Source organism: Streptomyces sp. NPDC005423, from assembly GCF_040606415.1.
GTDB lineage: Bacteria > Actinomycetota > Actinomycetes > Streptomycetales > Streptomycetaceae > Streptomyces.
Genome location: NZ_JBEXET010000010.1, coordinates 94,515 through 106,528 on the forward strand (window position 1 = coordinate 94,515; position 12,014 = coordinate 106,528).

Genomic DNA, 12,014 nt, shown 5'->3' on the forward strand with positions numbered 1-12,014 from the left:
CGGTCACAGCACTAGCATGGGCGGGTGGATCACACACCTGCCCAGCCTCCGCATCCCGCCCACGACCGCGAGATCGAGTCGCTCGCCGAGTTCGACCAGGTCGTCGCCGAGCGCGGCTCGCTCGCCCAATTCCGCATACAAGCGGTCGACTTGACGGGCCGTTCAGCCGCTCTGCGCGCCGTGCCCGCCGCCGGCGCGGTCTTCCTCGGCTGCCTGATGGAGCCCGAGACCGCCGACCGGGTCCGCGCCTCGGGCGCCCTGGTCTTCCCGCCCATACCCGGCCTGCCCTTCGACCCCTACCGGGGTGCCGTCTACACGCCGGACGAGCTGTTCGAGGCGCTCGGCGAGGGGTACGAGGCGACTCCGGACGCCCTCGCCTACGCCTGGTTCCAGCGCACCAAGGCCGACGGGGACGTCTTCGCCTCCATGCTGCGCGCCGTCCACGACGACGCCGTCTCGGACGCGCTCGACGAACTCCTCGCGGGCGCACGGGTGGTGGGCGTCATGGGCGGCCACGCGATGGCGCGCGGGACCGAGGCGTACGCCGGTGCCGCGCGGCTCGGCCGCCGACTCGCCCGGGACGGCTTCACGGTGGCCACCGGCGGCGGACCGGGCGCGATGGAGGCGGCCAACCTGGGCGCCTACGCCGCCCCCTTCGACGACGCGATGCTCGACGAGGCCCTCCAACTCCTGGCCGCCGCACCGTCGTTCACGCCGTCGATCACCGCCTGGGCGCGGGCCGCCTTCGAGGTCCGTGACCGCTGGCCCGGCGGCGGCCCCTCGGTCGGCATCCCGACCTGGTTCTACGGCCACGAGCCGCCCAACGCCTTCGCGGCACACATCGCCAAGTACTTCGCCAACGCCACTCGCGAGGACGGCCTGTTGGCCCGCTCCAACGCCGGCGTGGTCTTCCTGCCGGGCGCCGCCGGCACCGTACAGGAGATCTTCGACAACGCGACGCCCAACTACTACGAGTCGCGGGGCGAACCCACGCCGATGGTCCTCGTCGACGTGCGGCACTGGACCGAACGGCTGCCCGCGTGGCCCCTTCTTCAGGCGCTCGCCCGGGAGCGGTCAATGGAGTCCCGAATCACCCTCGTTGACCGTATCGAGCACGCTCCGGACGCACTGAAACGTTCCGCTGGTTAATAAGCAGGCAAAGGCAACGGCCGTGACGCGCATATTCATTGACACTGCTTACGGCGCGCTTATAGACCTGTGAGACGCCTGGGGGTGGTGGTGCCTCGCCTCGACGTCGCCCCATCTCCCCCTGAACCCCCCTCAGTTACATCCCGTGAAGGGCAAACGTGTCCATATCTCGACGTTCCGCACGTTCTCTGCGTGTCCTCGGTGTCGCCTCCGCCTCGGTCGCGCTGGCGCTCGGAGTCGCGGGCAACGCGCTCGCCTGCAACATCAGCGAGTTCTCCGCCGAAGCCACCTGCGACGGCTCCAACGGTGTCATCACCGTCACCGACAAGGACGCCTCGGCCACCTCGGCCACCGTCACGGTGTTCCTGGAGAACAACGGCGCCGACGTCAAGCAGATCGGCGAGGCCCAGACCGTCAAGGGCTCCCGCGAGGGCGTGACCGTCAGCTTCAGCGAGGACTGGCAGCCGAACGCCGTCTACCGCGTCCACGTCAAGGCCGGCAATGTGGTCGACAAGGACATCTCGCCGAACCTGACCACGCCGTCCAAGGCCTGCCAGAGCGAGACGCCCACCCCGACTCCGACCGAGGCCTCCCCGACGCCGTCGCAGACCGCCACGGCGCCGGCCGACTCCGCCACCCCGGCCCCCTCCGCCACCAAGAGCAGCACCGCTCCCGCGGAGGCGGCCAGCAACGCCCCGTCCCCGGCCACCGGTGACTCCAACCTCGCCGAGACCGGTGCCAACTCCAACACCGGCCTGATCGCCGGTGCCGCGGGCGCCCTGGTCGTCGTCGGCGCCGGAGCCGTCTTCTTCGGCATGCGCCGCCGTGGGGCCAACAGCGGTCGCTGACCGCCCGACACCCGCACCGGTACGGCCCGTTCCCGCTTGCGGGGGCGGGCCGTACGCGTGCCGTCAGCCGAGCACGACGACCTCGGCCGCGTCGAACTCCACCCCGACCACGTCCCCGGTCTCCGGCGCCTCCCGCAGCGCGCACGCCGCCTCCAGCGGCGGCGCGTCCCCCGGCCGCAGCCGTACGGCGACATGGGTGCCCCGGAAGGTGCGGGCGGCCACCGTGCAGCGCAGGCCCTCGTCGGCGGCGACCAGACGTACCCCGGCGGGGCGTACCAGGAGGGTGCGGGCGCCCTGGGGAGCGTCCTCGGGGACCGGCACCTTGCCCCACGGCGTGTCGGCGACGGGTCCCGCGACGGTGGCCTCGACCACGTTGTCGAAGCCGAGGAAGCGGGCCACGAACGCGTCGGCCGGGTGCTGCCACACATCAAGTGGCGTACCGGACTGGGCGATCCGCCCGTCCCGCATCACCACGACCCGGTCGGCGAGCGCGAACGCCTCGCCCTGGTCGTGCGTGACCGCGAGCACGGTCGTGCCCAACCTGCCGAACAACTCCCGGAGTTCGACCACGAGCCGCTCCCGCAGCGACCGGTCGAGCTGCCCGAGCGGCTCGTCCAGCATCAGCAGCCGCGGCCGGGGGGCGAGGGCACGGGCCAGCGCCACCCGCTGCTGCTCACCCCCCGACAGCCCGGCCACGGCCCGTCCGGCCGCACCCGGCAGCCCGACCAGTTCCAGCAACTCCCGCACGCGGTCGTCCCGTTGAGCACGCGGCACCTGGTGCATACGCAGCCCGAAGGCGACGTTGCCCGCCACGTCGCGCTGCGGGAACAGCTGATGGTCCTGGAACATCAGCCCCACACCCCGCCTGTGCGGGGGCACCCCGGTCCGGTCCTGCCCGTCGAGCAACACCCGCCCGGCGTCCAGGGGTTGCAGCCCGGCCACCGCGCGCAGCAGCGTCGACTTGCCGCTGCCGCTGGGGCCGAGCACACAGACCGTCTCGTGCTCGGCGATCTCCAGGTCGACGCCGTCCAGCACGGGCCGCCCGCCGAACCGCACGGTCGCGCCCGCCACGCTCAGCAGCATCTAGAACTCCCCTGTCCGGTCGATGGGGTTCCCGCCGGCCGAGGCTGTCCGGGACTGGGGACCCAACCGCTCCAGGACCAGCAGGGCCACCGCGCACACCACCATCAGGATCGTCGAAAGGGCCATCGCCTGGCCGTAGTTGAGGTCCCCGGGCCGGGCCAGCAGGCGGGCCACCGCGACCGGCAGCGTCGGATTGTCGGGCCGCGCGATGAACACGGTCGCCCCGAACTCGCCCAGCGACACCGCGAACGCGAACCCGGCGGCGATCAGCAACGCCCGCCGCACCAGCGGCAGATCGACCTCGCGCCACACCCGCGAAGGCGACGCCCCCAGCACGGCGGCGGCCTCCCGGAGCCGTCCGTCCACCGCCCGCAGCACCGGCAGCATCGTCCGTACGACGAAGGGCACGCCGACCAGCGCCTGCGCGAGCGGCACCAGGATCCACGAACTCCGCAGCTCCAGCGGCGGCTTGTCGAGGGCGATCAGGAACCCGAAGCCCACGGTCACCGCCGACACCCCCAGCGGCAGCATCAGCAGCGCGTCGAACCCCCGCACCAGCCGGTCCGCGACGGGGGTGCCGGCGTTCTGGCGAAGCCGGGAAGGGGGGAGCCGGGTCAGGGCCGCGGCGGCGAGTCCGCCGATCACCACGGCGATGCCGGTGGCGGCGACCGCGTACTCCAGGGAGTTGCCGATCGCCGCGATCGGCGCGACCAGGAAGGTGCCGCCGTCGGCGCTGGTCAGCGCCCGGTAGTAGCGGAAGCCGGGGGCGTCGAGCGAGCGGGCGACGAGCACGGCCAACGGCAGCAGGAGCAGCACGGCGACGGAGACCAGGACCCCGCCCAGCAGCGCCCACTGGCCGGCCCCGCGCGGCCGTCGCGCCGTCCCCGCCGGATCGACCAGCCGCAGGACGCTCTCCCGCCGCCGTACCGTCCGGGCGTGTACGGCGAGGATCGCGCCGACCGCGACGAACTGCACGATCGTCAGCACGGCGGCCGTGGAGAGGTCGAAGAGCTCCGACGTCTGCCGGTAGATCTCCACCTCCAGGGTGGAGAACGTCGGTCCGCCCAGGATCTGCACCACACCGAACGAGGTGAAGGTGAAGAGGAACACCATCAGCGCGGCGGCTGCCACGGCCGGGGCGAGCGCCGGCAGCGTGACCCGCCGCCAGGCCCCCCACCGGGACGCGCCGAGCACCCGCGCGGCCTCCTCCTGACGCGGGTCGAGCTGCGCCCAGAGGCCGCCCACCGTCCGGACGACGACCGCGTAGTTGAAGAAGACGTGCGCGAGCAGGATGGCCCAGACGGTCGTGTCCAGCCGTACGCCCCACAGGTCGTCGAGGAGGCCGCCGCGGCCGACGAGCGCGAGGAAGGCCGTACCGACGACGACCGTCGGCAGCACGAAGGGGACCGTCACGGCGGCCCTCAGCACCTGCTTGCCCGGGAAGGCGAAGCGGGCGAAGACGTAGGCGCCCGGCAGCGCGACCAGCAGGGTGAGCGCGGTGGAGGCGAACGCCTGCCAGGTGGTGAACCAGAGCACGTGCCGGATGTCGGACCGGGCGAGCACGTCCCCGATCCGGCCGAGCCGCCAGACCCCGTCCGGGTGCAGGCCGCGCGCGACGATCGCGGCGACCGGGTAGGCGAAGAACACCGCGAAGAACGCGACGGGCCCGGCCATCAGCCCGAGCCGCACCGCGCTCCCCCGGCGGCGCCCGCGCCCGGCTACTTCAGTACGAGAGAGGTCCACGACTTGACCCACTGGTCACGGTTGGCGGCGATCTTCGACGGCGCCATGGTCTCGGGGTCCTTGGCCGCGGGACCGTACGCGGTGAACTCGGCCGGCACCTTGGCGCCCTCGACCACCGGGTAGACGAACATGTTGAGCGGCATGTCCTCCTGGAACTCTTTGGAGACCAGGAAGTCGATGAACGCCTTGCCGCCCTTGGTGTTGCCCGCGTTGCTCAGCAGCCCCGCGTACTCGGTCTGCCGGAAGCAGGTGCCCTGCGCGACGGCGGTGGGCGCGGTGGACGGCTTCGGGTCCGCGTAGACGACCTCGGCGGGCGGCGAGGAGGCGTAGGAGACGACGAGCGGCCGGTCGGCGCCCGCCTTCCTGCCGCCGGCGGAACCGGAGAACTCCTCGTCGTACGCCTGCTCCCAGCCGTCGACGACCTTCACGCCGTTCGCCCTGAGCTTCTTCCAGTACGCCTGCCAGCCGTCGTCGCCGTACTGGGCCGCGGTGCCCAGCAGGAAGCCGAGACCCGGCGAGGAGGTGGCCGCGTTCTCGGTGACGAGGAGGTTCTTGTACGCGGGCTCGGCGAGGTCGGCGAAGGAGCTCGGCGGGGCCAGCTTGTGCTTGCTGAAGTAGGCCTTGTCGTAGTTGACGCAGATGTCCCCGGTGTCGATCGGCGTGACCCGGTGCCGGCTCTGGTCTACGCGGTACTTCGGCAGGACCCGGTCGGCGCCCTTCGCGGCGTAGGACTGGAAGAGACCGTTGTCGAGCGCGCGGGAGAGGAGGGTGTTGTCGACGCCGAAGAAGACGTCGCCCTGGGGGTTGTCCTTGGTCAGGATCGCCTTGTTGACGGCCTGGCCGGCGTCGCCGTCCTTGAGGACCCTGACCGTGTAGCCGGACCGCTTCTCGAAGTCCTTGATCACGCTCTTCGACGCGGCCCACGAGTCGTGGCTGACGAGCGTGACGGTCTTGGAGTCCCCGCCGCTGCCGCCGCCGGACGAGCCGCACGCGGAGAGCGTGACGAGACCGAGCCCGAGGGCCGCGGCGAGGAACGTTCTGGCGGGCGTCCCGGCATGGCTTCTGTCGTGCACTGGATTCCTCCTGGATGACCAGGAAGAGACGCGGCCCTGCCCGGGGTCCTCGCGGAACCCGGGCAGGGCGCAACAGCTTGAGTGATGACCGAACTTCCTACCCAGAATGACCTGGGCGAGGTTCAGAGGGTCTGCGGTTCTCCCGCACTCTCAGCGCTGTGGCGCTCCCCTGTCGGAATATGAAGATGTACCTGCACCGGTCAGACTACCGCTCGGTCGCGGCGAGCTGACCGCAGGCGCCGTCGATCTCCTGGCCGCGGGTGTCCCGCACGGTCACCGGCACCCCGTGCGCCGCGATCGCCTCCACGAAGGCCTTCTCGTCCTCGGGGCGCGAGGCGGTCCACTTGGAACCCGGCGTCGGGTTCAGCGGGATCAGGTTGACGTGCACGGGCTTGCCCCTGAGGAGCCGCCCGAGCCGGTCACCGCGCCACGCCTGGTCGTTGATGTCACGGATCAGCGCGTACTCGATGGAGAGCCGGCGCCCGGACTTCGCCGCGTACTCCCAGCCCGCGTCGAGGACCTCGCGCACCTTCCACCGCGTGTTCACCGGGACCAGCGTGTCGCGCAGATCGTCGTCCGGGGCGTGCAGCGAGATCGCGAGCCGGCACTTGAAGCCCTCGTCGGCGAACCGGTGGATCGCCGGCACCAGTCCCACGGTCGAGACGGTGATCCCGCGCTGCGAGAGGCCCAGCCCGTCCGGCTCCGGGTCGGTGAGCGCGCGAACGGCGCCGACCACCCGCTTGTAGTTGGCGAGGGGCTCGCCCATCCCCATGAACACGATGTTGCTCAGCCGGGCCGGCCCGCCGGGAATCTCCCCGTCGCGCAGCGCCCGCATCCCGTCCACGATCTGGTGCACGATCTCGGCGGTCGAGAGGTTCCGGTCGAGCCCGGCCTGCCCGGTGGCGCAGAACGGGCAGTTCATCCCGCATCCGGCCTGCGAACTGATGCACATGGTCACCCGGTCCGGGTACCGCATCAGCACGGACTCCACCAGCGTCCCGTCGAAGAGCCGCCACAGCGTCTTACGGGTGGTGTCCTGGTCCGTCGACAGATGCCGTACGACCGTCATCAGCTCCGGAAGCAGCGCGTCCCGCAGCTTGGCGCGCGAACCGGCGGGGATGTCGGTCCACTGCTCGGGATCGTGCGCGAACCGCGCGAAGTAGTGCTGCGAGAGCTGCCGAGCGCGGAACGGCTTCTCACCGACCGCGGCGACCGCTTCCTTCCGCTCGGCAGGCGAGAGGTCGGCAAGATGCCGCGGCGGCTTCTGAGCTCCGCGGGGGGCGACGAAAGTAAGTTCTCCGGGTGCAGGCATAACCCTTCCAGTGTCGCAGATCAACTCCGGTGGCCCGGCCGGAGCGGGGTGGGGGGTGGTCACCTGTGGCTACCGACAGCCGGCGTCGGCCGGCTCCGCACGGGCCGGGGAGGGCCAGGAGCAGGGGCGGAGGGCTCAGCTGTCGCGATCGCTACTTCTTGGACGGGTGCCGTCAGTGGCGGCAGCTTGGAGCAACGCGGTATCTCGACAACTGTGGGGGCCGGTCGCCCCGTTGCCGCCGTCGTTCGCTGCTCGTCCGCAGGCGACGTGCACCGGGGCAAGTAAGCGCTCCCGCACCGCTGTTGGCGCCAAGCCAGCCTGAGTCCACGCCCGTTCCGGCACGGAAGTCACACGGACTGCAGTGGGAACTCGGCCGCCGGCGTCGCCCGCCCCCTCTTCGCCGGCGTCGCCGTCAGCTCGTTGTGCGCGCGGACGCGGTCAGGAGTTCTCGGCGCGTGTTGATCCAGTGCCCGGCGACGACGAGCAGTCCGATCGTGGCGGCCACGGCGACCAGGACAAGGGTGGGGAATCCGTCGTCTCCGTCCGGGTAGCGGTCACCGCACAGCCGGACCAGCCGAGGTCGCTCACGGGCTGCCTCCAGGCACACCCGGTCGCCCTTCCGGGGAGGGGGATAACCGCCGTTGGGTGCCTTGCGGACGGTGTGCCGTCGGCCTGCCACGGTGTACACGATCTCACCGCGAACGGGCTCCCCCTTGCCGGTTGACAGCACGACGCGGGAGACGACGCCCGTAACGCGTATCCCGGTCTCGTCGAGCAACTCCGCCTGCTGCCACTCGCGCAGCATCATGGCTCCTATGAGCCCGATGGCGCCCAGGAGGACCGCGGCGAGGAGCGCGTGCCACCGCTGCTTCGGGGCCCGGATCCGCAGACTTCGCAACGACCCCTCATCCTTCTGCGCGAGGCTCGACGTACTCCCGAGACTTGTGCACCACTCGGCGTTTCCGCTTACGCCGCCCCCCTGTCTCCGCCGCGACGCGTCGGAACTGCGATCCCAGGGCGCGGAACGGGCACAACCCCGTCAGTGTCGCAGACATACGAAGAGGGGCTCGCCGTCCTGTGGACAACGTGCCCCTCCCGTACGGAACCGCTGGTCAGCGGTGCGTGTCGGTCAGCCGGCGCCGACGAAGAGGACCAGCAGGAGCCACACCACCGGCGCTGTCGGCAGCAGTGAGTCCAGTCGGTCCATGATGCCGCCGTGGCCCGGGAGCAAGGTGCCCATGTCCTTGATGCCCAGGTCGCGCTTGATCATGGACTCGCCGAGGTCGCCGAGGGTCGCGCTGGCGGCGACCGCGAAGCCGAGGACGAGCCCCTGCCACCAGCTGCCGTCGTCGATCAGGAACTGCATGCACAGCGCGCCCGCCACCATCGCGAACGACACGGCCCCGACCAGGCCCTCTCGGGTCTTGCCGGGGCTGATGCGCGGAGCCAGTTTGTGCTTGCCGAAGCGCCATCCGACGGCGTAGGCGCCGGTGTCGCTGACCACCGTCAGAAGCAGGAAGGTGACGACCCGGAGCGGACCGTCGTCGGCGGTGAGCATCAGGGCGACGAACGTGGCCAGGAACGGCACGTAGAACGCCGCGAAGACGCCCGCCGTGACGTCCTTGAGGTAGCCCTCGGGCGGCTCGGTCATGCGCCAGACCAGGACCGCCAGGGCGGTGAGGGCCATGGCCACCCAGGCGCCCTCGACACCTCGTACGTAACCGGCGACGACCATCGCCGCCCCGCCGACCGCGAGCGGTACGAGGGGCGCCTTGATGTTCTTGCGCTCCCGCAGCCGTGAGGTGAGCTCCCAGAGGCCGACCACGACGGCGACCGCCACCACGCCCACGAAAGCGGCCTTGACGATGAAGAGCGACGCGACGATCACCACGCCGAGCCCGACGCCGACCCCTATGGCCGCGCCCAGGTCCCGGCCCGCGCTCTTCTTCTGCGGCACGGGTGCCGGTTGCGGGGCGTCGGACATGGGCTCCGGATTCTGCGAAGGGGCCCCGTGGGGCGTCGTCTGCTGCCAGGCGTCGTCGAGGACCGGGGGACCACTCAGCCGAGCGGTCCCCCGGTCGTCGTCCTGGTCTCCGCCCTGCGCGGGTACGTCGGGCACGATGGGCATGGGGCGAGTGTGCTGGGCTTGCTGCACATCGTATGCGGGACCCGCCGGGGCAGCCCCCTGGACAGGCCCCTGGCCGGGCGGCCCCCAGTACCCGGTCTGTGGCGGTGCGCCCCAGGGAGAGTCGTTCATCAGACCTCTAGCAGCTCCGCTTCCTTGTGCTTGAGGAGCTCGTCCACCTGGGCGACGTACTTCGAGGTGGTGTCGTCGAGTTCCTTCTCCGCACGGCGGCCCTCGTCCTCACCGACCTCGCCGTCCTTGACGAGCTTGTCGATGGCGTCCTTCGCCTTGCGGCGGACGGAGCGGATCGAGATCTTGGAGTCCTCGCCCTTGGTCCGGGCGACCTTGATGTAGTCCCTGCGGCGCTCCTCGGTCAGCTCGGGGAACACCACCCGGATGATATTGCCGTCGTTGCTCGGGTTGACGCCGAGGTCCGAGTCCCGGATCGCCTGCTCGATGTTGCGCAGCGCGCTCTTGTCGAACGGCGTCACCACGGCCATGCGCGGCTCCGGCACGGAGAACGAGGCCAGCTGGTTGATCGGCGTCAGCGCGCCGTAGTAGTCGGCCACGATCTTGTTGAACATCGCCGGGTGCGCACGACCGGTGCGGATCGCGGCGAAGTCCTCCTTGGCGACAACGACGGCCTTCTCCATCTTCTCCTCGGCTTCGAGGAGGGTCTCTTCGATCACCACTTGCTCCTGCGTGTCTTGAGTAGGCCCGGCTGCCGTGCTGTGTCGGCTTCGGCGGCCGGCTGCGTCGCGTCTTGTTCCTGCACGGTTCCCGACCGGCAGGACATTGTCCATCCCCCGGCGGGGCTCCTCAGCCCTGGCTGCCTTGGTCACCCACAAGCGTGCCGATCTTCTCACCCTTGACGGCGCGCGCGATATTGCCCTCCGCCAGAAGCTCGAAGACCAGGATCGGCAACTTGTTGTCGCGGCACAGCGTGACGGCGGTGGCGTCGGCGACCCGGAGGTCGCGGGTGATGACCTCGCCGTAGCTGAGCGCGTCGAACCTGACCGCGTCCGGGTTGGTCTTCGGATCGGAGTCGTAGACCCCGTCCACGCCGTTCTTGCCCATCAGCAGCGCCTCGGCGTTGATCTCCAGGGCGCGCTGGGCGGCGGTGGTGTCGGTGGAGAAATACGGCATGCCCATGCCGGCGCCGAAGATGACGACCCGGCCCTTCTCCAGATGGCGCACGGCGCGCAGCGGGATGTACGGCTCGGCGACCTGGCCCATGGTGATGGCGGTCTGGACCCGGCTGTCGATGCCCTCCTTCTCCAGGAAGTCCTGGAGGGCGAGGCAGTTCATCACCGTGCCGAGCATGCCCATGTAGTCCGAACGGGCCCGGTCCATACCGCGCTGCTGAAGCTCCGCGCCGCGGAAGAAGTTGCCGCCGCCGATCACGACGGCGATCTCCGCGCCGTCCCGCACGACAGCCGCGATCTCGCGGGCGATCTTGTGCACCACGTCGGGGTCGACGCCCAGGCCCCCGCCGCCGGAGAAGGCCTCTCCGGACAGCTTCAGCATAAACCGGCCGCGTACGTTGCCGTCGTCGCTCTTCTGGGGCTTGGTGGTCATTCCGTTCTCGCCTCTTTTACGTGTCGCACATACGAAGAAGGCCACTGCCGGTGGGGTGTCGTTCGCATCCCATGCCCGGCAATGGCCTCCTCGTCAGATCTGCTGTCGTCCGCTACGCGCGCGTGCGCAGCGACGTCCCGGGACGACTGCTGACGACCCTAGCGGGATTCCGCCGGGCGCCGCGCGCCGATCGCGGTACGGACTCAGATGCCGACCTTGATGCGCGTGAAGCGCTTCAGGGTGACACCCGCCTCGTCCAGAACCTTCTGGACCGACTTCTTGTTGTCGAGCGCGTACGGCTGGCCGAGCAGCGTGGCGTCCTTGAAGAAGCCGTTGACGCGTCCCTCGACGATCTTCGGCAGGGCGGCCTCGGGCTTGCCCTCGGCGCGGGTGGTCTCCTCGGCGACGCGGCGCTCGGTCTCGACGACCTCGGCCGGCACGTCCTCCTTGGAGAGGTACTTCGGCGCGAAGGCGGCGATGTGCTGGGCGACACCCTTGGCGATCTCGGCGTTCTCCTTGTCGAGCTCGACAAGGACACCGATCTGCGGGGGCAGGTCAGGCATCGTGCGGTGCATGTACGCCGTCACGTAGCCGTCGTCGAACCGCGCGAAGCGGTCCAGGACGATCTTCTCGCCGAGGTTGGCGTTGGCCTCGTCCACGAACGCCTGGACGGTCTTGCCGGGCTCGATCTCGGAGGCGAGCAGCGCCTCGATGTCGGCCGGGGAGGACTTGGCGACGTGCGTGGCGATCGCGCTCGCGACGGCCTGGAACTTGTCACCCTTGGCGACGAAGTCCGTCTCGCACTTCAGCTCGACCAGGACACCGGAGGTGTTGTCGTCGGCGATGACGGAGACCACGGCGCCGTTCTCGGCGGAGCGGCCCTCGCGCTTGGCGACGCCCTTCTGGCCCTTGATGCGGAGCGCCTCGACGGCCTTGTCGACGTGGCCCTCGGCCTCGTCCAGCGCCTTCTTGCAGTCCATCATGCCGGCGCCGGTGAGCTCACGGAGCTTCTTGACGTCGGCGGCGGTGTAGTTCGCCATGATCTGTGAATCTCTTCTCGGAGTTCGAAGTCTCGGAGTCGGCGGCGGCCGCGGGGTGAGCGG

11 protein-coding genes and 1 riboswitch are annotated in these 12,014 nt (G+C 70.6%); of the genes, 2 read left to right on the forward strand and 9 right to left on the reverse strand.

Annotated elements, in window-relative coordinates:
- Window positions 1-24 precede the first annotated feature (24 nt).
- Window positions 25-1,149, forward strand: a complete 1,125-nt coding sequence (locus ABZT12_RS14165) for a Rossmann fold nucleotide-binding protein (RefSeq protein ID WP_356382580.1) — start codon at window positions 25-27, stop codon at window positions 1,147-1,149.
- Between the two features lie 158 nt (window positions 1,150-1,307).
- Window positions 1,308-1,997, forward strand: coding sequence for an LAETG motif-containing sortase-dependent surface protein (locus ABZT12_RS14170; RefSeq protein ID WP_356382583.1), 690 nt, complete (start codon window positions 1,308-1,310; stop codon window positions 1,995-1,997).
- Between the two features lie 63 nt (window positions 1,998-2,060).
- On the opposite strand, the gene ABZT12_RS14175 is transcribed toward ABZT12_RS14170, so the two are convergent.
- From ABZT12_RS14175 to tsf, 9 genes are all read right to left on the reverse strand, one after another.
- Entirely contained in the window at window positions 2,061-3,080 is a 1,020-nt protein-coding gene (locus tag ABZT12_RS14175; RefSeq protein ID WP_356382586.1) for an ABC transporter ATP-binding protein, read from the reverse strand.
- Window positions 3,081-4,823, reverse strand: coding sequence for an iron ABC transporter permease (locus ABZT12_RS14180; protein ID WP_356382589.1), 1,743 nt, complete (start codon window positions 4,821-4,823; stop codon window positions 3,081-3,083).
- On the reverse strand, window positions 4,799-5,896 hold the full coding sequence (locus tag ABZT12_RS14185; RefSeq protein ID WP_356382592.1) for a thiamine ABC transporter substrate-binding protein: 1,098 nt from the start codon (window positions 5,894-5,896) through the stop codon (window positions 4,799-4,801). Before ABZT12_RS14185 ends, ABZT12_RS14180 begins: the two co-directional genes overlap by 25 nt.
- A gap of 76 nt (window positions 5,897-5,972) precedes the next feature.
- Window positions 5,973-6,077, reverse strand: a riboswitch (TPP riboswitch).
- Between the two features lie 24 nt (window positions 6,078-6,101).
- Window positions 6,102-7,208 carry a 23S rRNA (adenine(2503)-C(2))-methyltransferase RlmN gene (gene rlmN, locus ABZT12_RS14190; protein WP_356382596.1) on the reverse strand — a complete coding sequence of 369 codons (1,107 nt, stop codon included), beginning with the start codon at window positions 7,206-7,208 and terminating at the stop codon, window positions 6,102-6,104.
- A gap of 412 nt (window positions 7,209-7,620) precedes the next feature.
- On the reverse strand, window positions 7,621-8,106 hold the full coding sequence (locus ABZT12_RS14195) for a hypothetical protein (protein WP_356382599.1): 486 nt from the start codon (window positions 8,104-8,106) through the stop codon (window positions 7,621-7,623).
- A 231-nt stretch (window positions 8,107-8,337) separates the two neighbouring features.
- Complete coding sequence (locus ABZT12_RS14200) at window positions 8,338-9,465, reverse strand: phosphatidate cytidylyltransferase (protein WP_356382602.1); 1,128 nt, start codon at window positions 9,463-9,465, stop codon at window positions 8,338-8,340.
- On the reverse strand, window positions 9,465-10,022 hold the full coding sequence (gene frr / locus ABZT12_RS14205) for a ribosome recycling factor (RefSeq protein ID WP_356382605.1): 558 nt from the start codon (window positions 10,020-10,022) through the stop codon (window positions 9,465-9,467). Before frr ends, ABZT12_RS14200 begins: the two co-directional genes overlap by 1 nt.
- A gap of 130 nt (window positions 10,023-10,152) precedes the next feature.
- A complete protein-coding gene (pyrH, locus tag ABZT12_RS14210; protein WP_356382608.1) occupies window positions 10,153-10,911 on the reverse strand; it encodes a UMP kinase in 759 nt (252 codons plus the stop codon).
- Window positions 10,912-11,114: 203 nt separating this feature from the next.
- Complete coding sequence (tsf, locus tag ABZT12_RS14215) at window positions 11,115-11,951, reverse strand: translation elongation factor Ts (RefSeq protein WP_356382611.1); 837 nt, start codon at window positions 11,949-11,951, stop codon at window positions 11,115-11,117.
- Between the last annotated feature and the right edge of the window lie 63 nt (window positions 11,952-12,014).

Bases quoted from the DNA above. Each gene is read 5' to 3' on its own strand.
- ABZT12_RS14175 (WP_356382586.1), bottom strand. From the start codon at position 3,080: ATGCTGCTGAGCGTGGCGGGCGCGACCGTGCGGTTCGGCGGGCGGCCC.
- rlmN (WP_356382596.1), bottom strand. From the start codon at position 7,208: ATGCCTGCACCCGGAGAACTTACTTTCGTCGCCCCCCGCGGAGCTCAG.
- ABZT12_RS14200 (WP_356382602.1), bottom strand. From the start codon at position 9,465: ATGAACGACTCTCCCTGGGGCGCACCGCCACAGACCGGGTACTGGGGG.
- pyrH (WP_356382608.1), bottom strand. From the start codon at position 10,911: ATGACCACCAAGCCCCAGAAGAGCGACGACGGCAACGTACGCGGCCGG.
- tsf (WP_356382611.1), bottom strand. From the start codon at position 11,951: ATGGCGAACTACACCGCCGCCGACGTCAAGAAGCTCCGTGAGCTCACC.